General features: G+C 66.1%; 25 protein-coding genes. 13 read left to right on the forward strand and 12 right to left on the reverse strand.

Annotation, left to right across the window (positions count from 1 at the left end; genetic code table 11):
- Positions 1 to 4: 4 nt before the first annotated feature.
- Positions 5 to 973, forward strand: coding sequence for a Bug family tripartite tricarboxylate transporter substrate binding protein (locus AC3WMU_RS16315; protein ID WP_492282662.1), 969 nt, complete (start codon positions 5 to 7; stop codon positions 971 to 973).
- Here the strand turns inward: AC3WMU_RS16315 and AC3WMU_RS16320 are convergent, their stop codons facing one another.
- Positions 974 to 2,710, reverse strand: a complete 1,737-nt coding sequence (locus AC3WMU_RS16320) for an alpha/beta hydrolase (RefSeq protein ID WP_492282663.1) — start codon at positions 2,708 to 2,710, stop codon at positions 974 to 976.
- Between the two features lie 4 nt (positions 2,711 to 2,714).
- The gene (locus tag AC3WMU_RS16325; RefSeq protein WP_424625040.1) at positions 2,715 to 3,374 is read right to left on the reverse strand and encodes a glutathione S-transferase family protein; all 660 of its coding nucleotides are present in this window, start codon (positions 3,372 to 3,374) and stop codon (positions 2,715 to 2,717) included.
- Between the two features lie 218 nt (positions 3,375 to 3,592).
- Between AC3WMU_RS16325 and AC3WMU_RS16330 the strand changes: the two genes are divergently transcribed.
- Positions 3,593 to 4,360: a class II aldolase/adducin family protein gene (locus tag AC3WMU_RS16330; RefSeq protein WP_006226560.1), complete on the forward strand. Its 768-nt coding sequence runs from the start codon at positions 3,593 to 3,595 to the stop codon at positions 4,358 to 4,360.
- A 49-nt stretch (positions 4,361 to 4,409) separates the two neighbouring features.
- Here the strand turns inward: AC3WMU_RS16330 and AC3WMU_RS16335 are convergent, their stop codons facing one another.
- Positions 4,410 to 5,216: a hypothetical protein gene (locus AC3WMU_RS16335; RefSeq protein ID WP_492282664.1), complete on the reverse strand. Its 807-nt coding sequence runs from the start codon at positions 5,214 to 5,216 to the stop codon at positions 4,410 to 4,412.
- Between the two features lie 200 nt (positions 5,217 to 5,416).
- Here AC3WMU_RS16335 and AC3WMU_RS16340 point away from each other — a divergent pair, with 200 nt between their 5' ends.
- Positions 5,417 to 6,001 carry a YceI family protein gene (locus AC3WMU_RS16340; RefSeq protein ID WP_492282665.1) on the forward strand — a complete coding sequence of 195 codons (585 nt, stop codon included), beginning with the start codon at positions 5,417 to 5,419 and terminating at the stop codon, positions 5,999 to 6,001.
- A 27-nt stretch (positions 6,002 to 6,028) separates the two neighbouring features.
- Here the strand turns inward: AC3WMU_RS16340 and AC3WMU_RS16345 are convergent, their stop codons facing one another.
- The 4 genes from AC3WMU_RS16345 to AC3WMU_RS16360 form a co-directional block, all read right to left on the reverse strand.
- A complete protein-coding gene (locus AC3WMU_RS16345) occupies positions 6,029 to 7,081 on the reverse strand; it encodes an alpha/beta fold hydrolase (protein WP_492282666.1) in 1,053 nt (350 codons plus the stop codon).
- A 151-nt stretch (positions 7,082 to 7,232) separates the two neighbouring features.
- Complete coding sequence (locus AC3WMU_RS16350) at positions 7,233 to 7,679, reverse strand: SRPBCC family protein (RefSeq protein WP_006226556.1); 447 nt, start codon at positions 7,677 to 7,679, stop codon at positions 7,233 to 7,235.
- 188 nt (positions 7,680 to 7,867) lie between these two features.
- Complete coding sequence (locus AC3WMU_RS16355; RefSeq protein ID WP_006226555.1) at positions 7,868 to 8,377, reverse strand: DUF1993 domain-containing protein; 510 nt, start codon at positions 8,375 to 8,377, stop codon at positions 7,868 to 7,870.
- An 89-nt stretch (positions 8,378 to 8,466) separates the two neighbouring features.
- Complete coding sequence (locus tag AC3WMU_RS16360; RefSeq protein ID WP_492282667.1) at positions 8,467 to 9,915, reverse strand: HD domain-containing phosphohydrolase; 1,449 nt, start codon at positions 9,913 to 9,915, stop codon at positions 8,467 to 8,469.
- A 161-nt stretch (positions 9,916 to 10,076) separates the two neighbouring features.
- Between AC3WMU_RS16360 and AC3WMU_RS16365 the strand changes: the two genes are divergently transcribed.
- The 4 genes from AC3WMU_RS16365 (at position 10,077) to AC3WMU_RS16380 (ending at position 13,618) form a co-directional block, all read left to right on the forward strand.
- The gene (locus tag AC3WMU_RS16365) at positions 10,077 to 10,835 is read left to right on the forward strand and encodes an alpha/beta fold hydrolase (protein WP_006226553.1); all 759 of its coding nucleotides are present in this window, start codon (positions 10,077 to 10,079) and stop codon (positions 10,833 to 10,835) included.
- A gap of 174 nt (positions 10,836 to 11,009) precedes the next feature.
- A complete protein-coding gene (locus tag AC3WMU_RS16370; protein WP_492282668.1) occupies positions 11,010 to 11,885 on the forward strand; it encodes an NAD(P)-dependent oxidoreductase in 876 nt (291 codons plus the stop codon).
- A 59-nt stretch (positions 11,886 to 11,944) separates the two neighbouring features.
- Positions 11,945 to 12,910 (forward strand): Bug family tripartite tricarboxylate transporter substrate binding protein, encoded by a 966-nt coding sequence (locus AC3WMU_RS16375; protein WP_006226551.1) that lies wholly within the window; start codon positions 11,945 to 11,947, stop codon positions 12,908 to 12,910.
- A gap of 39 nt (positions 12,911 to 12,949) precedes the next feature.
- Entirely contained in the window at positions 12,950 to 13,618 is a 669-nt protein-coding gene (locus tag AC3WMU_RS16380) for an RraA family protein (protein WP_280026419.1), read from the forward strand.
- A 15-nt stretch (positions 13,619 to 13,633) separates the two neighbouring features.
- On the opposite strand, the gene AC3WMU_RS16385 is transcribed toward AC3WMU_RS16380, so the two are convergent.
- From AC3WMU_RS16385 to AC3WMU_RS16395, 3 genes are all read right to left on the reverse strand, one after another.
- Entirely contained in the window at positions 13,634 to 13,996 is a 363-nt protein-coding gene (locus AC3WMU_RS16385; protein WP_454677739.1) for a hypothetical protein, read from the reverse strand.
- Between the two features lie 40 nt (positions 13,997 to 14,036).
- Positions 14,037 to 14,702: a GntR family transcriptional regulator gene (locus AC3WMU_RS16390; RefSeq protein ID WP_006226548.1), complete on the reverse strand. Its 666-nt coding sequence runs from the start codon at positions 14,700 to 14,702 to the stop codon at positions 14,037 to 14,039.
- Between the two features lie 64 nt (positions 14,703 to 14,766).
- Complete coding sequence (locus AC3WMU_RS16395) at positions 14,767 to 15,780, reverse strand: helix-turn-helix transcriptional regulator (RefSeq protein WP_280026428.1); 1,014 nt, start codon at positions 15,778 to 15,780, stop codon at positions 14,767 to 14,769.
- 173 nt (positions 15,781 to 15,953) lie between these two features.
- Between AC3WMU_RS16395 and AC3WMU_RS16400 the strand changes: the two genes are divergently transcribed.
- Together AC3WMU_RS16400 and AC3WMU_RS16405 are read left to right on the forward strand one after the other, a co-directional pair.
- Positions 15,954 to 18,047: a TonB-dependent receptor domain-containing protein gene (locus AC3WMU_RS16400; protein ID WP_492282669.1), complete on the forward strand. Its 2,094-nt coding sequence runs from the start codon at positions 15,954 to 15,956 to the stop codon at positions 18,045 to 18,047.
- Positions 18,020 to 18,931 (forward strand): alpha/beta hydrolase, encoded by a 912-nt coding sequence (locus AC3WMU_RS16405; protein ID WP_492282670.1) that lies wholly within the window; start codon positions 18,020 to 18,022, stop codon positions 18,929 to 18,931. The genes AC3WMU_RS16400 and AC3WMU_RS16405 overlap by 28 nt, the downstream gene beginning before the upstream one ends.
- A 31-nt stretch (positions 18,932 to 18,962) precedes the next feature.
- Here the strand turns inward: AC3WMU_RS16405 and AC3WMU_RS16410 are convergent, their stop codons facing one another.
- Complete coding sequence (locus tag AC3WMU_RS16410) at positions 18,963 to 20,315, reverse strand: ATP-binding protein (protein WP_492282671.1); 1,353 nt, start codon at positions 20,313 to 20,315, stop codon at positions 18,963 to 18,965.
- The gene (locus tag AC3WMU_RS16415; RefSeq protein WP_006226543.1) at positions 20,312 to 20,980 is read right to left on the reverse strand and encodes a response regulator transcription factor; all 669 of its coding nucleotides are present in this window, start codon (positions 20,978 to 20,980) and stop codon (positions 20,312 to 20,314) included. The genes AC3WMU_RS16410 and AC3WMU_RS16415 overlap by 4 nt, the downstream gene beginning before the upstream one ends.
- A 131-nt stretch (positions 20,981 to 21,111) precedes the next feature.
- On the opposite strand from AC3WMU_RS16415, the gene AC3WMU_RS16420 reads away from it, so the two are divergent.
- From AC3WMU_RS16420 to AC3WMU_RS16435, 4 genes are all read left to right on the forward strand, one after another.
- Positions 21,112 to 21,876 (forward strand): MipA/OmpV family protein, encoded by a 765-nt coding sequence (locus AC3WMU_RS16420; protein ID WP_035213828.1) that lies wholly within the window; start codon positions 21,112 to 21,114, stop codon positions 21,874 to 21,876.
- 120 nt (positions 21,877 to 21,996) lie between these two features.
- Positions 21,997 to 22,995, forward strand: coding sequence for a Dyp-type peroxidase (locus AC3WMU_RS16425; protein ID WP_492282672.1), 999 nt, complete (start codon positions 21,997 to 21,999; stop codon positions 22,993 to 22,995).
- A 291-nt stretch (positions 22,996 to 23,286) separates the two neighbouring features.
- Positions 23,287 to 23,478, forward strand: coding sequence for a hypothetical protein (locus tag AC3WMU_RS16430; RefSeq protein ID WP_492282673.1), 192 nt, complete (start codon positions 23,287 to 23,289; stop codon positions 23,476 to 23,478).
- 45 nt (positions 23,479 to 23,523) lie between these two features.
- The gene (locus AC3WMU_RS16435) at positions 23,524 to 23,715 is read left to right on the forward strand and encodes a hypothetical protein (protein WP_492282674.1); all 192 of its coding nucleotides are present in this window, start codon (positions 23,524 to 23,526) and stop codon (positions 23,713 to 23,715) included.
- Positions 23,716 to 23,771: the final 56 nt, after the last annotated feature.

Below are 23,771 nucleotides of genomic sequence, written 5' to 3' on the forward strand. Positions count from 1 at the left end.
CATCATGCTGAAAACTATCGGGGCGGCTATCGCAGCCATGGGGATCAGCCTGGGCACTCAGGCCCAGGCCCAGACCTATCCCTCCAAGCCCATCACCATGATCGTGCCGTTCGCGCCGGGCGGCACGGTGAACCTGATGGGGCGTCTGCTGGCCAATCGGATGTCGGAAGCGCTGGGCCAGACGGTCATCGTGGAAAACAAGCCGGGAGGCGGCGGCAGTATCGGGGCGAACTTCGTCGCGAAGGCACCGGCCGACGGGTACACCTTGCTGTTGGCGACGATGGGGCAACAGTCGATCCAACCGCTGCTGACGAAGAACCTGCCGTACGACGCGATCAGGGACTTTGCGCCGGTCGCGCTGTTTTCCACGGTGCCGAACGTACTCGCCGTGTCGGCCGACTTGCCGGCCAAGAACGTTGCCGAACTCGTTGAATACGCCAAGCAGCATCCCGGCAAGCTGAACATGGCTTCAGCGGGCATGGGGTCGGTCAACCACCTGACGGGCGAGCTGTTCATGTACCGCTCGGGCGCCAAGTTCGAACACGTGCCGTACCGCGGTGCGGGCCCGGCGACGGCCGACCTGCTGTCGGGGCAGGTGCAGGTGCTGTTCGCGAACCTGCCCAACGTGCTGGCCTACATCAAGCCGGGCAAGGTGCGCGTGCTGGCCGTGGCCAGCGAGCAGCGCAGCCCCGCGATTCCCGATGTGCCGACGTTGGCGGAGGCCGGCGTGAAGGATGCCGTGGTGGAATCCTGGTACGGCGTCATGGCGCCGGCAGGCACCCCGCCCGAGGTGATCCGCAAGCTGCAGGACACGGTCATCGACCTGACCAAGGACCCGGCCATGATCGCGCATCTGGCCGAGCAGGGCGCCGTGCCGTTTGCCGGCACCAGCGCGGACCTTGCCAAGCTGTCCGGCGAAGAGACCGAGCGCTGGAAGCGCATCATCGACAGCGCCGACGTCCAGACGAACTGATCAGCCGCCGCGGTTGTCGTACGCGGCCTCTTTGCCGTCCCCGTCATCCATCGCCGCGCGGGTCCGTTCCATCAGATGCTGTTTCAGGCCGGCCAGCGCATCGGCCGGCCAATCCGGCGCACCGGTCACCGCCAGCCAGGCGTCCACATAATGCTGCGGCGCGTACACATGGCCGTAGCCGATCGGCGTGTGGGTGCTGACGGACATGTCCAGCGCAAGTTGCAGCATGGTCACGACCGGCACCCAGCGCAGGTCGGGCGATACGTCGGGGCCGTAGGGGGGATCCATCCACGCGGGCCGCCGGTACAGGTCGCGATAGTCGAAGAACGTGACGGCGTCGCTGGCGTACTGCAGGTAGACGATGCGCATCGGGCCCCAGGGCGCGTCGGCGGGCACCGGCGAGCCGTCCTGGTTCATGAAGCGCACGAAGGCGCCGTCGCGCAGTTGCGGCAGCCAGGCGGGGGAGCCTGGGTTGCGGGCGTCGGTGATGGCGCGCCAGACCCGGCTTTCAAACGGCGGGCCGCTCCAGAGTGCGCCCTGGATGGGGTCGCCGATCATTTCGAAGAGCTCGGCGGACCGCGCGGAATTCATGGCGCCCAGGCTCAGGCCATGCAGATACAGCTTGGGCCGCTGGTCTTTGGGCAGGGCGGTCCAGTGGTTGTAGATTTCGACGAACAGCGCGCGTGCGGCTTCGGCGCCGTACTCGGGCTGGGCCAGCAGCGATAGCGGGCTGGACAGGTAGGAATACTGGATCGCCACGCTGGCTACGTCGCCGTGCAGCAGGTATTCGACGGCGTCCATGGCGGCCGGATCGATCCACCCCGTGCCCGTGGGCGTCACCACCACCAGCGCAGACCGCTGGAACGCGCCGACGCGCTTCAATTCTTCCAGCGCCAGCCGGGCCCGCGCCTGCGCCGTGGCGGCGCCGGGCAATCCCACGTACACGCGGATGGGTTCCAGCGCGTCACGCCCGGTCTGGGCGCGGATTTCACGCGCGCTGGGGCCGGAGGCGATGTATTCGCGGCCTGCCCGGCCCAACTGCTTCCAGGCGATCAGCGAGTCGGGGCTGCCGGTCTTGGCGGGGTCAGTGGGCTGCGGGCGCTCGGGCTCGATCAGCGCGTCGTACTCGCGGAACGAGGCGTCCAGCACGTGCAGTGCCGCACGGAAAAACACGTTGTTGGCCAACGACCAGAAGATCACGATCGCGATCGCCGCGCCGGCCACGTTGGCGACGCGCCGCGGCACCACGCGGCGCACCTGCGCGGACAGCGTGCGGGCCAGCAGCTTGAACAAGCGGCCCAGCGCCAGCAGCACGGCAAAGGTGATCAGCGCCGTGGCGCTGACCTTGAAGGGGTGCGCGCTGGTGACGGGTTCCATCTTCATCAGGGCGCGGATCGTGTTCTGCCATTCCGCCGCGCGCCACAGGAACAGCACCAGCACGGACAGGCACAGCACGGTGATCAGCGCGTTGGTGATCCGGGCGGCGCGTGCCTTGGGTTCAGGCAGTTCCAGATAGGCCCATAGCCAGTGCCACAGCACGCCCAGCCCGTAACCGGCGGCCAGGCAGGTGCCAGCCAGCACGCCCTGGGTCAGGTAGGTGCGGGGAACCAGGGTGGGCGTGAGCGAGGCCGCAAAGAACAGCGTGCCCAGCAGCAGGCCGACCCCGGACAGCGATTCCAGGTGCGAGCGGAAAAAGGCAGGCAGACGGTGTGGGAGGGCAGGGCGCAGGGACGTCATCCTGTCAGTCCCGGTCCGGCGCGCCCAGCGGGAACAAGGGGCGGAACACTCTTGCGTCTTCGACCGCCCGGGCAAAGGATGGCCGCGCCAGCAAGCGGGCGCGGTACGCGCGCAGCACCCGATAAGACGCCGAAATGGGGTGCGTCCAGTCCGCATAGAACAGCGCTGGCGCGGCAGCACAGTCCGCCATCGTGAATTCCGGGCCGGTGGCCCAGGCACGGCCGCCCAGTTGCGCATCCAGCCAGGCGTAGGCCAGTTCCAGCTTTTCCGTCGCAAGCGCCAGGCCTTCCCGCCGCTTGGCGTCGTCACCCGTCAAGGCGCCGTTGACCGCGTGCTGCACCCAGTTCATGACGTGCAAGTCGAAGAAGCGGTCCAGGAAACGCACCTCCAGCGCGGCGGCCGGGTCGGCGGGTACCAGGCTTGCCGGCCCGGGGTGGGCCAGTTGCAGGTATTCGATGATGATGCTGGTTTCGGCGACGTTGCGGTCGCCGTCCACCAGCAGCGGGAACTTGTGCAAGGGCCAGCGCCGCAGCCATTCGGCGGCGTGCTCCGGCGTCTCCGGACCGATGCAGCGGAATTCGAACGGGATGGCGTTCTCGTACAGCGCGATCAGCACTTTCTGCGTGTACGAGGAAAACGGATGGCCGTAGAGCGCAAGCGACATGGCGGGGTCTCCTGAGTCGGTCGGCCTTTATTATGCAAGCGCCAGCCCGACCTGGGGGTAAACCGGGGGCGAAGCGGGGCAGATAATTGTTTTCACCAGACGGACGGCAGCCGTTTCCACCATGCCGGATCCGCGCAAAACCAATACAGTGTCTGGCAAGCCGACGGCAAGGTCGCCGCGGGACAACATGAAGTCTGGATACCAGGACTGGAGACGGGATGGATACGATTAGCAAGCAGGGCGCCAGCGTGCGCGATCAAGTCAGCGCAACGGAATGGCAGGTCCGCACGGACTTGGCCGCCCTGTATCGGCTGGTGGCGCTGTTCGGGTGGGACGACCTGATTTTCACGCACATCACCGCCAAGGTGCCGGGCACCGAGCATTTCCTGATCAACCCCTACGGCATGATGTTCGACGAGATCACGGCGTCCAGCCTGGTCAAGATCGACCTGAACGGCAACAAGGTCATGGCGTCGGAATACGACATCAACCCGGCCGGCTTCACCATCCACAGCTGTATCCACGCGGCCCGCAAGGATGCGATGTGCGTGCTGCATACGCACTCCATCAACGGCGTGGCGGTATCGGCGCAGAAGGCGGGGTTGCTGCCGCTGTCGCAATTCGCGTTCATTGCGCTGCGTTCGTTGAGCTATCACGATTACGAAGGCCTGGCGCTGAATCCGGAAGAGCAGCCGCGCCTGGTGCGCGACCTGGGCAGCAACAACTACCTGATCCTGCGCAACCACGGCTTGCTGACGGTGGGCCAGACGATGGCCGAAGCGTTCCAGGCCATGCATCGCCTGGAAGCTGCGTGCATGGCGCAGGTGCGGGCGCAGGCGGGCGGTGGTGAACTGATCTTCATTCCGCCGGAAGTCCTGGCGCGCGCCGCGGTCGAATCCCCGGCCGACCGGGCGCACAAGGCGGCGCTGGCGTGGCCGGGCCTGCTGCGCCGGTTGGACCGGAAGAACCCGGGCTACGCAGAGTAAGGCGGCGGCAGCGCCCTTTTTGGGGGCGCTGCCTGATCCGGTTGCGGCGTTACGGCTTCGCCTTGGGCGAGGCCTGCAGGAATTCGGCGCAATCGGGCAGCGGCGTCGTCGGTGCATAGACCGAACCGTCGGATTTCCATTTGTAGGTCACCGTGTAGCTGCACTGCTTGTCGGCCGCAGGGGCAACCTCGGCCTTCGTCGGCGCCGGCTTCGCGCTGGAGTCGGCGTAGCGGCTGGCGGTCGCTGGCGCGCGCGTTGCCTGGGTGGTGACTTGCAGGTCCGGATACTCCGCGCCACTGGCCGTCTTGGTTCCGGGCAAGGCTTTCAGATCGGCCTTGAATTGATAGGCATCGATGCAGTGGCCATCACGCTTGCGCTGGTCAGCTTCATTGAAGCAGGCGCGGATCGTCGCTTCCGTCGACGACGGCATGATGAACACCAGATTGCTGGCGGAAGGTTCGCCCAGCGTGACCTCGAACAGATAGAGGTCCTGGCGGATGAAGCTGCCGCCTGAGAATTGCGTCTCCAGTTTGTAGTCGGGTTCGGCCGGGCCGACCACGCCCACCAGCGCGCGGTCTTCGCTCAGGCGGATCAGCTGGGGCCAAACGGTGAACTTGGAAAAATCCGGAATGTCGGGCAAGTCCCAGAATGCGCGGTCGGAGCGCAGCGTGCGGCTGGTAGCGAACGGGCCGTTGGTTTCGAAGGATCCGTCAATTTTGATGCCGACGCACCAGTCGGTCTGCGCGTTGCAGAAAAGCTTGTTGTCCGGGTTCAGCTTCAATGGTTCAGTGTCCGGCTGTGCCAGGGCAGCAACCGGCAGCGCGGCCGAAATCAGTAAGGCAAACACTTTTTTCATTGTCGTTTCCGTGATCGCGGTAGAGATGCGGCGCATTATTGCCTGAATCAAGTTTTGTTCATTTCAATCTGGCAGGAATGCCGACAGGACGTTTCAGTCCTATTTTTACGGCTGACTCCAAGCTGAATGTTATGGTTTGGCTTCCAATCGGTGGCCGCGCTGTATCGCGCGCGGCCCCGTTCCCGTCATGAGGAGCCCTGATGAAGTCGATTCCGTCCCTGCTGCTGGGCGCAAGCGCGCTGATGCTGACCCTGCCGGCCGCCGCTGCGCCGGTCACCTACGATTTGGACCCGTCGCATACCTATCCCAGCTTTGAAGCCGATCACTTGGGCGGCCTGTCCACGTGGCGCGGCAAGTTCAACAAATCGCAAGGCGTGGTGGTGCTGGATCGCGAAGCGCGCACCGGCACGGTGGAGGTCACGGTGGACATCAATTCCGTCGACTTCGGCCACGACGAAATGAACCAGCATGCCGTCGCGCCCGACATCTTCGACGCCGCCCGCTATCCCACGGCCACCTTCAAGGGCAAGTTCACCAAGTTCGACGGCGACCGCCCCGAAGAGGCTACGGGCGACCTGACCCTGCGCGGCGTCACGCGACCCGTCAAGATGGAGATCGACGATTTCAAGTGCATCCAGCACCCGATGGAAAAACGCGAGGTCTGCGGTGCCGACGTGTCAGCGAAGTTCAGCCGCAAGGACTTCGGACTGGACTTCGGGCTGGACATGGGGTTCAAGCCGGAAGTGGAGTTGAAGATCCAGGTGGAGGCGGGGCGCCGTCCTTGAGTATCACGTCACGGGCCGCGCCGCCGCTCAAAGCCGCACCACCGCCAGCACCGCCTCTGCAAACGCCTCAGGCGCCTCTTGCGGCAGGTTGTGGCCGATGCCGCCGGTGATGTCGCGGTGCTGGTATTTGCCGCTGAACTGCTTGGCGTAGCTGGCGGGGGGCGGATGCGGGGCGCCGTTGGCGTCGCCTTCCAGGGTGATCGTCGGCACCGTGATCTTCGGTGTGGCCGCCAGGCGTTTTTCCAGTTCGTCGTATTGCGATTCGCCTTCTGCCAGGGCCAGGCGCCAGCGGTAGTTGTGCACCACGATCGCCACGTGGTCCGGGTTGTCGAATGACTGTGCGGAACGCTGATACGTCGCGTCGTCGAATTTCCACTGCGGCGATGCCAACTGCCAGATCAGCTTGTTGAAGCCGTCGCGGTTGGCGGCGTAGCCCGCTGCGCCGCGTTCGGTGGCGAAGTAGAACTGGTACCACCACTGGAACTCCGCCTGCGGGGGCAACGGTTTGCGGTTGGCTTCCTGGCTGCCGATCAGGTAGCCGCTGACGGACACCAGCGCCTGGCAGCGTTCGGGCCACAGCGCGGCCATGATGTTGGCGGTGCGCGCGCCCCAATCGAAGCCGGCAATGACCGCGCGTTCGATCTTCAGCGCATCCATCAGCGCGATGATGTCCACGGCGACCACTGCCTGTTCGCCATTGCGGGGCGTGTCGGCCGACAGGAAGCGCGTCGAGCCGTAGCCGCGCAGGTACGGGACGATGACGCGATAGCCGGCGGCGGCCAGCCGCGGCACGACGTCGACGAAGGCGTGGATGTCGTAAGGCCAGCCGTGCAGCAGGATGGCGACGGGGCCGGTGCTGGGGCCGGCGTCCACATAACCGACATCGAGCGTGCCGGCCCGGATCTGGCGGATGCCGTCGAACGACGCGGCGCTGCGGCGGGGGGGAGTGTTGGCGGGTTGCGCAGGGCTGGACTTGGCCTGCGCCGTGCCGCTCACGCCAAGGTTCAGCAGGCTGATGCCTGCCAGGGTGGACGTCGTGGCGAGCAGGCGGCGACGCCGGGTGTCGATAGGGTCTGTCATGGCGGAGGCTCCATAAAAGGTTCGCAGGGTTGGGGACTTGTTGCGAACGATTTATAGAGGTCCGGCGTGCGCGCCGGGTGTCCGAATGTATGGGCCCCGGGGGCCGATACAGTGCGATTCAAATCTGCCGGTTTTCCGCCATGGATTCGGCTCAGTCGGGGATTTCCGGTTCCACCAGCTTGGCCAACTGCGTCAGCGATTCCTGCCAGCCCAGGTAGCACATCTCGGGCGGAATGACGGCAGGGATGCCTTCCTGCACGATGCTGATGTCGGTGCCGCAGGAGACCTTGCGCAGCGTGATCGTGGTCTGCATCTGGCCCGGAAGGTTCGGGTCGTCGAAGCGGTCCGTGTAGCGGATCTTTTCGGACGGGACGAGTTCCAGGTATTCACCGCCGAAACCGCTGCTGTTGCCGGTCGTGAAATTGCGGAACGACATCTTGTGGACGCCGCCCACCTTGGCGTCCAACTGGTGGACCTGGCAGGTGAATCCATAGGGGGGAAGCCATTTCGCGATGGCGTCGGGCTCCAGGAAAGCACGGTAGACGCGTTCGGGGGAGGCGCGCAGGACGCGGTGGAAGGTAACGGTGCCGGTAGTCATGGTGTGTCCGCCTTACAAGTAGAGTGGGTCGTACTGATACGACGAATAGACGACACCGGAATCGACAGGCTGGGGATCGGGAAAAACCCTGATCCGGCAATTGCGTATCGGGACGTACGGGCGAAAAAAAGGCCGCGTGTTGCGGCCCTTTTTCTGTGCGCGGCGTCAGGTGCGCGCGCGGCGTGTCATCAGTACGCGCCCATGTAATCGCGCTTGCCGACTTCGATGCCGTTGTGGCGCAGGATCGCGTAGGACGTCGTCACGTGGAAGAAGAACTGCGGCAGGCCGTAGTGCAGCAGGTAGGCGCTGCCCGACAGCTTCTTTTCTTTCGGCGTGCCCGGGCGCAGCACGATTTCAAGCGATGCGCTTTGTTCGAACTGTTCCGGCGTGAACGAACCGACGTGTGCCAGGGTCTTCGCGATCAAGGCCTGCAGTTCGGCAAACGTGGGTTCGCCGTCGGGCCAGGACGGCACTTCCGCGCCGGCCAGGCGGGACGTGATGCCCTTGGCGAAGTCGGTGGCGATCTGCACCTGGCGCGACAGCGGGAACATGTCCGGGAACAGGCGGGCGCCCAGGTAGGCGGACGGGTCGATGTTCTTGTCGGTGGCGTGGGCTTCGGCCTTCTTCAGCACGTCCGACAGCGCGGACAGCATTTGCTTGATGACAGGAACGGAAGCGTCGTACATGGGGGTGGTCATGAGGGGACTCGCAAAATGAGTGAGGCGGGCGCGGGGCTCCCCGCGCGGCTGGTCCCAAGACTACCAGCAATTGGCGACAGGATGGCGGCTTACAGGATCCCCGCGGTCAGGGCCTTCAAGGTCGCGGCGACGCGGGTCGAGCACTCCAGCTTGCGGAACACGCTTTCCACGTGGGTGCGCACCGTGCTGGGGCTGATATTCAACGCCCGGGCGGCCTCCTTGTTGCTGGCCCCCAGGCTGATCTGGCGCAAGACTTCCAGCTCCCGTTGCGACAGCGTGCTGGTCGTGCGCCGCGCCGCGGGGGCGCCGCCGGATGCGGCGGTGATGGCGGCAGCGGCCACCTCTGCATCGAAGCGGCCCGCCTCGGCTTCCTCGCGCAGGATGCGGGCGGCCTCCTGCAGGGAATAGGCCGGCCGCCAGGGGCGGTCTTCCAGCAACGCCTGCAGCGCGACCGTCGTGGACAACACGCGTTGCGCGGGGCTTAGCGCGGACCCGGAAGCGCTGCGGAAATAGCCGCTGCCGTCCAGGCGTTCGTAGGCGTAAGAGGCCAGTTCGGCCGCTTCGCTCAGGCCCTGGATCTGGCGGGCGGCCCGGGCGGTCCAATAGGGCATCAACCGGACTTGTTCCCACTGGTCGGCGGACAGTTTGCCGGGCGTGTTCCACAAGCGGTTCGGCAAGGCGGCGCGGCCGATGCCGTGCACCAGCGCAGCCGCCTGCAAGGATTCCTGCGCTGCTGGGCCCATGCCCAGCAGCGCGCCGCAACGGGCGGCCAACTGCGCAACCCGGCGGGAATAGCCTGCCAGCCACGGTAGCTTGAGTTCGGCTACGTCCGCCAGCAGCGTCAGGTCGGCGGCGGGCGCGTCGAGCGGGGCGTCGGCCAACGCCCATTCGGTGCCTGACGGCGGGTGGGCGTCGATGTCGTCAAGCCAGGCAGGGCCATGGCGGATCGCCAGGTCTGCGACCGCGGCGGGATATTTGGCGCCTGCCTGCGTGCGCAGGTAGTCCATCGCGCTGTCGCGGCCATGCGCGCGGCTCAGGATTTCCAGGTCGCTTGCCGCATTCACGTAGAACACGACCCCGGGGATGGCGTCTCCGGCCACGCCCTGCGGCATGCCCTTGCCGTCATGGCGTTCGAAGGCGTGGCGCAGACCCGCTACCACGTCGTCCGGCATGCCCAGGTTGACGGCCACGTCGCCCGAGATTTCGCAATGGATCAACGCCAGCGGCACGATCAGCGATTGCGTGCGGGGATCCAGGGGCGGCAGCGTCTGCGCCATCATGGCCTCGCGCGAGGCCACATCGTCGCCCAGCAGGTCCGCGAAGCCGCTGGCGTTGGCCGTGCAGCCCGACCAGCGCAGCAGCGCCACCGCACGGGCGTGGTTCTGGGCGGCCTCGCCCGCACCATGGGCCGCGGCCAGCTTGCCGGCCAGGCACGCTGTGCGGCGCGAATGATCGGTGGCGCGCCCCATGCTCAGGTCGCCGACAAAGGCCATGGCCAGCACGGCATCGGTGAGTTCCATCGTACTGGCGGCGGTCATCGGGGGCGGGCGGTCAAAGGGGCAGGGGGCGGGCTGATTGCGAGGCTGATCGCGGCCTTATCGGTTAATCAACCGATACCGGCCTGGCGGGCGGATGACGACACTGGGAACCCAGCAAGCACGACACCGTCGCTTGGCACCCAACCTAAAGGAAATTCAGTATGAAACGCCATATTATCGCAGCCTCATTGCTGGCAGCCGGCCTGTTCGCAGGCCCGGTTTCGCAGGCCTTTTCGGCCCAGCCTTCCGTCGTGATCGTGCACGGCGCCTTCGCCGACGGCTCGGATTGGGCGAAGGTGATCGCCCTGCTGCAAGACAAGGGCGTGCAGGTCCAGGCGGTGCAGAACCCGCTGGATTCGCTGGCCGGCGACGTGGCCGCGGCCAATCGCGCCATCGACAATCAACCCGGGAAAGTGGTGCTGGTCGGCCATTCGTGGGGCGGCGTGGTGATTACCGAGGCGGGCAAGCACGAGAAGGTCGCCAACCTGGTCTACGTGGCGGCGTTTGCGCCCGATGCAGGCCAGTCGGTGGCGTCGATGACCAAGAATGAGCCCAAGGCGCCGGGCACGGACAGCATCGCCGCTGACAGCCATGGCTGGCTGAGCATGCCGCCCCAGGGCATCGCGCGGGACTTCGCGCAAGACGTGCCGGCCGCTCAGGCCCGCGTGATGGCGGCCACCCAAGGGCCGATCAAGGCGACGGCGTTTGGCGAAGCCGTAACCTCCGCAGCCTGGAAGACGAAGCCGTCGTGGTTCATCGTGGCCGAGAACGACCGCATGATCCTGCCCGCCTTGCAGCGCACGATGGCAGCGCAGATCGGCGCGAAAGTGACGGCCCTGCCGTCCAGCCATGTGCCGCAGCAATCGCGCCCGGCCGATGTGGCCCGCGTGATCCTGGATGCGGTCGCCAGCGTGAAGTAAGGCGCACCCTGCCCGCCCGGCGGTTGCCAAGGCGCCGGGCGGACGAGTCCGCAATGTTCCTAAAATGTACTTTTTATGTTCTGAGACACCCTGAAATACTCGGGTTAACACTAGTGATTCCCAGCCTTTCAGTCAGGCTATAACCATGTTTGTATTTTTTTTGTATTTATGAACATGAAAATTGCACTGATTGGTTGTGGTGAAGTGGGTGACTGCTATGCCGCGGCGTGGGTGGCCGCCGGCCATTCGATCGTGGGTATCTGCGAGCTGCGCCAGGACGCCGAGATGCAGGCGCGCGCGGCCTCCTATGGCAGCGCGTTGCATGCCGAGCCCGGCCCGTGGCTGGCTCAGGCCGACATCGTGGTGTCGGCCGTCTTCGGCCACGCGGCGCTGAAAGTCGCCACGCAGGCGCTGCCGCATTTGCGCGACGACGCGTCCTACGCCGACTTCACGACCGCAAGCGCCGCCGACATGCGCGCCGCTGCCGACATCGCCGCGCAGCGCGGCGTGCCCTTCACCGATGTGGCGATCATGGGCGCCATTGCGCTGCTGGGCGCCCGGACCCCGCTGTTGTGCGCCGGCACGGGCGCGCCCGCCGTGGCCGCCTTCACGCTGTCCGGGGGAGCCCCCGCGCAGGCGATCGACGGCCAGGCGGGCGACGCCGTCCGCTTGAAGCTGTTGCGCAGCATCCTGACCAAGGGCATGGAAAGCCTGGCCGTCGAGTGCCTGGTCGCCGCTGAAAGCATGGGCCTGCGCGCCTCCCTCTATGAAGTCCTGTCCGATATGGACCGGACGCCGCTGACGACATTCGTCGATTCCTTCGTCCGCTCGCATGTGCTGCACGCACCGCGCCGCCTGGCCGAAGTGCGCGAAGCGCGCGAGCAATTGGTCGAGGCCGGTTTGCAGCCGCTGGTGCTGGACGGCGTCGAACGGCTCTTCGCGCGCACGGCCAAGGGCATCGAAACGGCACGCGAAGCCGGTTCGTTCAATGTGCCCGACTCCGTGGCGGACCGCCTGGCATGGCTGACGCCCCTGGCGCGCCAATCCTGAATCGCGGCAAAAGGCCCCTCAGAGGGCCGTGCAATTCCCAAACATCAGTGAGGAAGACAATGAAATCCCTGAAGACTGTGTTGGCAGCCACGCTGCTGGCCTCGTGCGCCGCGGCCAGCGCGGCCGACATGGGCTCCGCGCCCATTACGCTGATTTCCCCGTTTCCCCCGGGCGGTGGAACCGACACCCTGACCCGCATGATCGGGTCGGCCATCGCGCAGGACACGGGCTGGAACATCGTGGTCGAGAACAAGCCAGGCGCGGGTGGCAACCTGGCGCTGGACGCCACGGCGCGCGCCAAGCCTGATGGCCACACGCTGGTCATGGCGCAGACGGACAACATCGTGCTGAACCCGTGGCTGTACAACAAGCTCAGCTACGACACCTTCAAGGACTTCAAGCCGGTGGGCCTGGTGGCCTCGTCACCCAGCGTATTCGTGGTGGTGCCGGAGTCTCCGTACAAGACGCTGGACGATGTGGTGAAGGCCGCCCGCGCGCGGCCGGGCCAGGTATCGCTGGGCATTCCCGGCATCGGCGGCAGCGGCGACCTGATCGGCCACCTGTGGCGCAAGGCGGCGGGCATGGAACTGATGCACGTGCCGTACCGCGGCTGGTCGCAGGCGTTTCCGGATCTGGCCAGCGGCCGCATCGACCTCTACACCGGTTCCGTGGCATCGCTGTTGCCGCAGATCCGCGGCGGCAAGGTCCGCGCGCTGGCCGTGGTGGCCGACGAGCGTTCACCGGCGCTGCCGGATGTGCCGACCTTCGCGGAAAGCGGTTTCAAGACCATTAACCAGACGATCTGGTGGGGGCTGATGGCGCCCGGCAAGACGCCGGACGACGTGGTCGCCACACTGAACCAGGCGCTGAATAAATCCCAGGCGCAGGCGGATGTCGTGAAGAAGCTTGAAGACTCCGGCTACAGCGTCATGACGGGCACGCCGGCGGATCTGGGCAAGCGCCATCGCGCCGACCACGACATTTTCGGCAAGGTCGTGCAGGAAGCCGGCATCCCCAAACAATGATCGTGCGAGATCCACAGACAACGCATCAGGAGAACCCCAATGATCGGTTTTGAGATTCACCCGCGCAAACGCGCGGTCGCGAGCGAGTTCGTCGAGAAGTTTCGCCGCATTCCCGTCGCCAACATCAGCGACTGCATGTCGCGCATGACGGCCGGCGGCGCGCGCCTGCGGCCCATGCATGACGGCCATCCGCTGGCCGGCCCCGCGCTGACGGTGCGCTCCCGCCCCGGCGACAACCTGCTGGTGCACAAGGCGCTGGAACTGGCGCAGCCGGGCGATGTGGTGGTGGTGGATGCAGGCGGCGACCTGACCAACGCCATCATCGGCGAAATCATGACCACCTACGCGCAGAAGCGCGGCCTGGCCGGCATCGTGATCAACGGCGCGATCCGCGACGCCGGCACCATCCGCCGCGGCGCGTTCCCGGTGTATGCCGCCGGCGTGACGCACCGTGGGCCCTACAAGGATGGCCCAGGCGAGATCAATGGCGTCATCGCGCTGGACGGCATGACGATCGAACCCGGCGACCTGATCCTGGGCGACGAGGACGGCCTGCTGGCCTTGCCGTATGACCAGGTGCCCGCGCTGTACGAAGCCGCGTCGGCCAAGCATGCGGTGGAAGAAGAGATGCTGGCGCAGATCGCCGCCGGCACGCTGGATACGTCGTGGATCGATGCGCGGCTGAAGGCGCAGGGCTGGAAGCCCTAATCAAGCTATCGGCAATCAGCCTTGGGCGATGCCCAGGCGGCGCAGGATCCGGTCTTTGACTGCGCCGCCGTAGGCCCACGACAGCACCGCCAGCACCAGCATCGCCACGGTGAAGTACGCACGTGCGGCCATCGGTACCGGATTCAGTTCGGCGATGGTCCGCATCGGTTCATAGGACGTGAAGTCGCTGGCCGCCAGCACGCTGAACACCAGGGCCAGCACCGGCCCGGTGAAATGCGGCCGTTCGCCTCGCGTCGCCTTGTCTGCGTTGAAGGACCAGCGCAAGAGCTGCACCAGTTGCACGGCTACCGTGACAAGCGGAATGGCCACGGCCAGCAGCAGGACGAACAGGGCGACAAGGATCTGGGGCGAATACATAAAAGCGAATATAGGGAAAGACTGACACCCGCGGGCCGCGTCACGCGGCGGGCGCATCGGCCGGCGGCTTGCGCTGGCTGCGGAAAAGCAGGTGGGTCGTGGTCAGGTGAAAACGCATGGCGATATCCGCGCATCCCGGATCGCGCGCGCGCAACGCGGCGATGATCTGGCGATGGTGCTCCACGCTGCGCAGCATGTCGTCATGCGTGTAGAAGTAGAACGAGCCGATGATGATCGGCATGTCCAGCAGGTTTTCCACCATCGTCCGCACGCGCGCGGATTGCGCCGCATCCAGCAAGGCATGGTGGAAGAGGTTGTTGCAGTGCTGGACCCGCGCCACGCGGTCGGTGTCGTCGGAAAGGATGGCCTCCAGCATGCGCTGGTTGATCTGTTCCAGGTGGTCGATCTGTTCAGGCGTGGCGCGTTCCGCGGCGCTGCGCGCGGCATAGGGTTCCAGCAGCAGGCGCAGTTCGAACGCCTCGTTGATGTCGCGGTCCACCCAACCCAGCACGACCGCACCGCGGTGGCCTTCGCGCTTGACCAGGCCGTCGGTGATCAGCCGGTCGATGGCGCTGCGCACCGGCGTGCGGCTGACGGAAAGCTCGGCCGCGATATGCTCTTCGCGCAACCGCTCGCCAGGCAGGAACACGCCGGACATCAGCCGTCGGCGGAGTTCCCCATAGACTAGGTCGCGGGCGCTGGTCATGGTGGCGCAGGATTCCTGAAGGCGCGAAAGAGATCCAGACTATACCCGAAGGGGGTAGGCCAAATCACCCGTGCATCCGCACGTCACGGGGCGACACGCCGAACAGGCGCTTGAACGCAGTGGCGAAATTCGCCGCGCTGGAATAACCCGCCAGCGCGGCGGCCTGGGCCACGCTGACGCCCTGGCCCAGCAGCGCGCGCTGGGCGGCTCGCAGCCGCTGTTCGCGCAGGTATTCGACGGCGGACGATCCGGTCAACGCCTGGAAGCCCTGTTGCAGCGCTCGCACGCCCAGGCCCGTCTGCGCGGCCAGGTCGGCCAGGCTGCAAGGGCCGGTTAAGGTGCCGGCGTCGATGCGGGCGCGCAGCTCCAGCAGGCGCTTGGCGTGGCGCGGTTCGATGCGGCTGGCCGGCGCGCTTGCCGCGTCGCCCGCCGCGGCAAGCGCCACATGACGGAGCCCTTCGCCCAGCAATGCCAGGCAGCGGGATTCCAGCATCAGCCGGTCCACGCCGTCCTCGTGGGCGGGCGGCCGCGCGATCCGTTGCGCCAGCGTGACGCCGCGCGGCGTCAGTGTCCACGCATGCAGGGCCAGATGGGTTTGCAGAAAGGCCTGGATGGCCGAGGTGTCGACGGTGCTGGGGGCTGATCCGTCGGGGATCAAGCCGCCGTCCTGCAGCCATTGCGGCGCCACCGTCAGCGTGATGGAGCGTTCGCGGTGGTTGCGTGCTGCCCGGCGCATGAAACTGGCCGGTCCGGTCAGCATCAGCAGGCGCGCCTGCAGGCCTTCGCCGGGCGCAGGCCCTTTCAGATGCAGGTGGTGATGGCCGAATTCGAGTTCGACGTCGCCTTGCTCCAGCACGATCAGTTTCAGGCCGGGCGTGAGCGTGGAGCGCACCACGTTATCGCCGCAGTCCCGCACGTCCGCACGCCGCAGCATCAGGCCGGGCCGCATCGTCAATAGCTGGAAGCTCCCTTCCAGCGGCGTCTTGGCCCCCGCGCCGTGGCGGGATTCGATGTCGTGCGATCCCCCCAGGTGCGTCCCCGCCGCCCGTAATTGGGCGGAAGAGATCCCGCCCGCCATATCCGCCCGTTTTCGCGGCCCCGCCATCCCTGCTCCAGAAGAAAAATGCCCCCACGCCGCGCAGACAAAAAACCTTCTCGCAAAGCATCTGGTGCGTTGCGCAAACATGCCGGCCTGAATTCCGTGGAATCATGGGCACGTTTTCCCAAATGACCATGAGAATCAGTACCATTATGACCCAAAGTCCCGCCGTCTTCGTCCTCCGCCGGCCCTGGATGATGATGGCCCTGGCCTGCGCCGGGATCGCTGGCGCTGCCCAGGCGCACGCTGCCGAGCCGTCGGGCGAGTCTTCAGCAAGCCCCGTGCAGTCCCTTTCCCCTGTAGTTGTGACCGCCAGCGGCTACGACCAGTCCATCGCCGACGCGCCTGCCAGCATCACCGTGTTGACGCACGAAGACCTGGCCCGGCAGCCCTTCAATACCCTGCAGGATGCGTTGCGCAACGTCGAAGGCGTCAGCATCGTCGGGGCCAATGCCAACAAGCAGGACATTTCCATCCGCGGCATGCCGGGCAAATACACCCTGATCCTGGTGGACGGCAAGCGGCAGGGGACGCGCGAAATGCTGAACCGTGAAGAGCTGGGCATGGTGCAGGCCAGCCAGATTCCACCCTTGGCCGCCATCGAGCGGATCGAAGTGGTGCGCGGGCCGATGTCGTCGCTGTATGGATCCGACGCGATTGGCGGGGTGGTCAACATCATCACGCGCAAGGTGCCGCAGGCCTGGACGGGCTCGATCAACCTGGGCGCGACGTTGCAGCAGCACAGCGAACTGGGCAACAGCCGGCAGGCGGATTTCTACCTGGCCGGCCCCATCAAGGAAGAGAAGCTGGGGCTGCAGCTGTTCGGCAAGTCGAACCAGCGCACGGAAGCCGACGTGGTGGACGGTTCCTACGGCATCCGGGACCGCGGCCTGACGGCCCGCCTGACGCTGACGCCTACGAAAGACCAGGACATCCAGCTGGAAGCCGGGCAAGACGAATACAACCGCTACGGCACGGTGGGCAAGTCGCTGGCGGCGACCGAGACCGGCGACTACCGTTTGAAGAACCGGCACACGCATTATTCGATCTCGCATGAAGGCCGCTGGGACTTCGGCACGACCAACGTGTCGTTGCAGCGTGAAGAGGGAAAGGCCAACAACACGATCGGGGACCAGGACACCACGTCGTATCCGGATACGCGCCTGGTCAACACCACGCTGGACGCGACGTTGACGCTGCCCCTGCCCGACAACATGCTGAAGGTGGGCGGGCAGTACATCGACACGCGCCTGTACGGTACCGACAAGGAAGCCGCTTCCACCACGGCCCGCAACACCGTGTCCGGGCTAAACACGCGATCCTGGGCCCTGTTCGGCGAGGACGAGTGGGCCGTCACCGACAACCTGTCGCTGACCGGCGGCGTGCGGCTGGACGATCACGAGCGCTATGGCCAGCATTGGAGCCCGCGCGGTTACGCGGTCTATCACCTGTCGCAGGCGTGGACGCTCAAGGGCGGTGTGTCGCGCGCCTTCCGCGCGCCTGAACTGCGCCAGAGTTCCGCGGACTACATCCAGGCGACCGGCGGCGCCGTCGGTGCACCGCGAGGCAGCATTGCCGGCAATCCCGACCTGAAGCCCGAGACCAGCACCACCACGGAAATCGGCCTCCACTATCAAGACGATGACCGCGTGGCCGCGGGCGTCACGCTGTTCAACAACGAGTTCAAGAACAAGATCTACAGCCAGTGCGTGACCGGGTGCTCGGGCTCATCGGGTGCGACCTATGAATGGGGCAATATCGGGCGCGCCACGCTGCGCGGCGTCGAGACCAGCCTGACCTTGCCGCTGTCGCGCACGGTGACGCTGACCGGCAACTACACCTACACGCAATCCAAGCGCAAATCCGACGACGAAGTGGCCTATGACGGCACCTCGCTGCAAGGGCAACCGCTGGACCGCACGCCGCGCCACGTGCTGAACCTGCGTGCGGACTGGCGGGCGACGGATGCCCTGTCGCTGTACACGTCGGCGAACGTGCAAAGCGAGCAGTACTGGGCGAACTACCGCAACGTGTCGACGACGACGCGCCGCCGTCCCGGCGCCACCACGTTCGATCTGGGCGGCAGCTACGAGCTGAACAAGCACGTCACGTTCCGCCTGGCGGTGATGAACTTGACCGACAAGCGCGTGCCGGTGGACTACCGCACCCGTACGACCGGTCTGGATGGCAATTGGCAAGTTGATGAGGGTCGCCGGCTATGGCTGAACACATCCGTTTCGTTCTGACGGGGGCCGTCTTGGCGCTCGGCGTGGCCGCGTCCGCGAACGCGCAACCCGGGCACGCCCGGCCCATGGCGGCGCAGCCGCCAGCATTGGCGATCGGTGTATCGGCGCAGCAGGTACAGCGGTTCGTGCTGGCCGCGCCAGACGGCGGGCCCGAGTACCGCGTGTCGGTCTGGGCACCGTCTGGCGGGAAGCCGCCGGCGGCCGGTTACCCGGTGGTCTACATGCTGGATGGCAATGCGGTGTTTGAAAGCCTGACGCGGACGGCGTCCGCCTTGCCGCCGGGGCAGTCGCTGCAAGCGGTGGTGGTGGGTATCGGCTATGAGGATGCCCAGCGCTTCAATGTGACGGCGCGTTCCTACGACTACACGCCGCCTTCCCCAGGCGCGGACGCGCCCCGCGGTTCGCCGCGCGACCCGGACGCGCAGGGCTGGGCGAAGCCGGGCGGCGGCGCCGACCGCTTCCTGGGCATCCTGCAGCAGCGCATCCAGCCGCTGGTGGAACGGCGCTACCGCGTCGATGCCGGCAACCGTACGCTGTACGGGCATTCCTATGGCGGCTTGTTCGCGTTGCATGTGGCGCTGAGCCGGCCGCAGGCGTTCCGGCACTACGTGGCGGCCAGCCCGTCGATCTGGTGGAACGGCCGCTTCATCCTGCAATCGCTGGCACATCCCGCCGCCGTTCCTGACGCGGACGTGGATGTGACGGTGATGGCCGGCGAGGAAGCGCAAGGCCGCGACGACCTGCCTGATAGCCCGGAAAGTGTGGTCCGTGCGCTGGGCCATATTCCGCGTGTGCAGGCCAGCCTGCGGGTATTTCCGGGCCTGGGCCACGGCGAGATGCTGCCCGCGTCATTGGCCGCGACGCTGCGCGGGTACGTGCGGTAGTGGCGGGCCTGCGCGCAGCGCCAGGGCGCTTTCAGACGGTGGCAGGAAACGTCACGGTGATGCCCACGCCGCGGCCGTCCAGCCCGGGCCCCCACTCGATCCGCGCGGCGTGCTTGGCGGCGATCTGCGCCACCAGCGACAGGCCGATGCCGCTGCCGCGTTCGACCGTGCCGGCTTTGCGGTAGAAGCGGTCGAATACGCGTTCGCGTTCGGCGGGCGCGATGCCCGGCCCGTTGTCGGCCACAGACAGTTGCGCGCCGCCGTCCGCTAGCGACACGCAGGACACGGCCACGCGGCCGCCCTCGGGGGTGTAGCGCAAGGCATTGTCCAGCAGGTTGCGCAGTAGCACGCCCAAGGCATCGACGCCGCCCTCCACGGATGCGGGCTGGGCATCCAGGCTGATGCGCTGGTGCTTGCGGTGGGCGAGCGCCTCGTTGTCGCGCACGATCATTTCGGCCAACCGGTCCAGTGCGACGGATTCGGCGGGGCCTTCGCTCAGGGCTTCGGTGCGAGCCTGGTCCAGCAATTGCTCGGCCAGGCGGGTGGTGCGGGTCGCGACGTCGCGCAGCTTGTGCACCGCCTGGTCGCGTGCGTGCGGGGTGTCACTGCGCACCGCCAATTCCGCGTAGGCGCTCAAGGCCGCCAGCGGCGTGCGCAATTCATGCGCCGCGTCGGCCAGAAAGCGCCGTTCCCGGTCCAGCGACGCGGACAGGCGTTCAAGCAGGCTATTGATGGATTGGATGAACGGTTGCAGTTCACCGGGCATCCCGGAGGTCGGCAAGGGGGTCAAGTCCATGGCCGGGCGGCTCAGAATGGCGTCGCGCGCGCGGTCCACCGGGCGGAAGGCCCGGCGCATGACTAGCCAGGTCATCCCGGTCAATATCAGGAACAGCACGCTCAGGAACGCGAAACCGTTACGCATGCGCGCGGTCGTTTCCTTGCGCAGTTGCGCTTCCGACTTGGCGAACTGGACTTGTATGCGGCCGTCCCGGTCCGCCACCGCGTAGGCGCGCCAGCGTTCGCCGCCCAGCGTGACGTTCTGGAAGCCGTTTTGAAAATCGCTGATCAAGGGTTCATCAGGCGCCCAGGGCGATTGCACAAGCAGCCGCTTGTCGGCCAGCGACCAAACCTGGAAGTTGAAAGACTCTCCGTCGAAGCGGTTGGAGTTGGGAAGTTCGAAGCGGTCTTCGCTGGAAGGCGCGGCCCGCAGCAGGCTGGCAGGCAGGGACAGCAGCGCTTTCTGGGCGGCGTCGCGCATGTCCCGGTCCAGCATGCCGGTCTCGGCGCGCGTCTGTTCGTTGTAGACCAACGCCAGCACCGTCAGCCAGGTGGCAAGCATCGCAAGCAGCAAAGTGACCGCGACTTGTTTGCGCAGCGTCTTCATGGGGCGCCGTCCGGCACGATGCGATATCCCAGGCCATGCTGGGTTTCGATCAGTCCGTCGCCCAGCTTGCGCCGCAACTGATGGATGTACACGGCCACGGTATTGCTTTCGATGGTGCCGCTGCTGCCGTAGACGGCGACTTCCAATTGATCGCGGCTGACGGTGTTGCCCATGCGTTGCATCAAGGCCAGCAGCGTGTGGTATTCGTGGGCGCTCAGATTCACCTCGTTGCCGCCTTGCGTCACCGTGCGGCGCGCAGGTTCCAGCACGACGTTCCGGCACCGCAACGCCGACACCACGCTGTTGCTGCTGCGGCGAAGCACGGCGCGCATCCGGGCCAGTAGTTCGTCCAGCTGGAATGGCTTCACCAGGTAGTCGTCGGCGCCGGCGTCCAGTCCCTGGATGCGGTCGCTCAAGCGGTCGCGCGCGGTGATGATCAGCACAGGCGTCGTGTCGAACCGGGCGCGCAGCGCCTTGAGCAATGTCAGGCCGCTGCCGTCGGGCAAGCCCAGGTCAAGCAGAACGGCTTGATAACCGTGGTCCACGAGCGCCAAGTGCGCTTCGGGCATGTCGTGCGCCCAGTCCACGTCGGCGCCGTCTTGAATCAGGCCCGCGCGCAAGGCATCGCCCAGCATGGGATCGTCTTCTACCAGCAGGATACGCAAGCAAGCTCCAGGGCCGTCTCCAGCAGTGCCGCCGGAGCCTTAAAGAATTATTAAAAGATGCTCAGGACAATGCAGGCCAAGCCCGGGGGCGGTCGCCCACGGCCATTGTCATAGAACGGAAGGAAGCCCTGATGCGGATGGGTATATTAGCAAGAGGCGTCTTCGCGGGCGCGGTTTTCAGTGCAGCGGGCGCCGCCTCTGCGCAAAGCACAAACTTCATCGGATTGGGGGTCGGAGCGGTCCCCGTTTATGAGGGTTCCCGCGAGTACCGGGCGCTGCCGGTTCCGCTGATCAACTATCAATCGGGCAATTTTTTCATTACGCCGCGCATGGGCTTACCCGCGATGGGGCTGAAGACCTCGCTGGCTTCCGACCTGGACGCGGGCGTTTTCGTGGGGATGAGCCTGGGGCGCAAGGCCGATGACGCCGACCGCTTGAAGGGGCTGGACGACATCAAGTTCCACGGCGCCTACGGCGCTTATGTGGAATGGCGGCCGGGCCGGTATTCTCTGGGTGCGGGCTACAAGCAGGCGGCGCGCAGCGGCTACGGCGGCACCTTGGAGCTGCGCGCATCGTACGCCGCGCTGATGACCGAGCAGCACACCGTGCAGGTCGGCGTCCGCACCGAGTGGGCCAACAGCGACTACATGCAGACCTGGTTCGGCGTGACGCCGTCGCAGGCCGCACGCAGCCGCGAAGGCTTGTCGACCTATTCGCCGTCTTCAGGCTTCAAGTCGGCGGGCATCTACACGACGTGGTCGTACCGCATCAACCCCAGCTGGAGCACGGTGTCCACGATCGGCGTCAATACCTTGCTGGGCGATGCGCGGGATAGCCCGCTGACGGAACGCAAGGCCAACGTGTTCGGCTCGGTGGGGGTGGCGTACCGCTTCTGACGCGAGGGGATGAACGGCGGGGGATCGGGGCGGATCGGGGCGGATCGGGGCGGATATATGGGCGGAACAGATACAATTTCCGCCAGAATTTCCGTCATCACGTCCTGAGGATCCGATCCCATGCCTGACTTTCCGCCCGAACCTCAAGCCGTCCACAGCCCGCCTACGCGTCACGCGATATTCATCGTCGCCACGCTGAACCCCGGCGCGGCCGCCGCCGAAACCGTCCGCGGCTGGTGCGCCGACGTGGCCACGCTGACGCGCACCGTCGGCACGCGTTCGCCGCAAGAGAACCTGTCGTGCGTCTGTGCATTCGGGTCCGACGCCTGGGACGCGCTGTTCGGCCAGCCTCGGCCCGCGGCCCTGCATCCTTTCCGCGTGTTCGGCGAGGGCGCGCGCGTGGCCGTGTCCACGCCGGGCGATCTGCTGCTGCACATCCGAGCGGATTCCATGGACCTTTGCTTTGAATTGGCGACCTTGCTGGTCAACGGCCTGGGCGATGCGGTGACCGTGGTCGATGAAGTCCATGGTTTTCGCTATTTCGACCGGCGCGCCATCATCGGTTTTGTCGACGGCACTGAAAACCCCGAAGGGCGCGAGGCCGTCAATTTCACCGTGATCGGCGATGAAGACGCCGAATTCGCCGGCGGCAGCTACGTCCTGGTGCAGAAGTACCTGCACGATATGGCGGGCTGGAACGCGCTGACCGTGGAGAACCAGGAAGGCATCATCGGCCGCCACAAGCTGTCGAACGTGGAACTGGACGACGACATCAAGCCGGCCTCTTCGCATAGCGCCTTGACGACGCTGGAAGAGAACGGGCAGGAAGTGAAGATCCTGCGCGACAACATGCCGTTCGGCCGTGCGGGCGTGGGAGAGTTCGGCACGTACTTCATCGGTTACGCGCGTTCGCCCGCACCGATCGAGCAGATGCTAGAGAACATGTTCGTCGGCCGCCCGGCGGGCAATTACGACCGCCTGCTGGACTACAGCCGCGCGGTGACGGGCAGCCTGTTCTTCGTGCCGTCCGCCGAACTGCTGGAAGACCTGGAAACGCGTACTGCCACGGCTGAAGCGCCGCAGCAGGCGACGACGGCGACGACCTCTTCGATCGCTTGAACATTACGTCGGGTGCCTCTCCCGCACCCTGACGCTACCCGCCGACAGGGCTTCATCGGCGCCGACGCTCGTCGGCGCTGCCCACGACAGGCCGGGTAGTACGCCTGCATCAGGCATCTACGACTAAAGACCGATGCGCCCGTACCTGTGTCTTGCTACCGTTCGCCCGGAGCAGTTCAGCGCTTTGGGCTCTGGATTTCCGTTGGCTTTGCAAGACGGCACGAGCCGGGCGCCGGTGGCTGCTCGGCCGGTGCTGGCGCGGCTTCCTTTGCCAGCAAGCAGGAGATCACTATGCAGAAAATCAATCAACCGGATGCGTCGGACAAGGCATTGGACGTTGCGGTCCAGCCCTTGACCCCGGCAGAGATCCAGCAGGTCAGCGGTGGCATTGGGTCGATTCGCTCCACGTGGGTCGGTGCGCAACCCACTTCCGCGCGGCCCGCCAGCTCGGGCGGGACACCCGTCAAGGGCTACGGCAGTTGACCCACGTAACGCGGACCGTAATGGTGCGCTTGAACAGGAGTTCCCATGGAAAAGACCGAACATCTGGCGTCTCTGGATAGTGCCGCCGAAGACCAACTCCAGACACTGAGCGAAATCGAGGTCCATGATGTGAGCGGAGGTGCTGGCAACGGTAAAACCAATACCGTCGGGGTGTCTCGCGTTCCGGGTGCGCCGACCGGTTTAAGCGCCGGTCGTCAGCACGCTTTTGCCCGCTGACCCGAGCGCAGGCTGCAACCTTGAATCGCGGCGGCCTAGCCGTCGCGGCTTTTTTT

The organism is Achromobacter sp. FW305-C-13 (assembly GCF_058783475.1).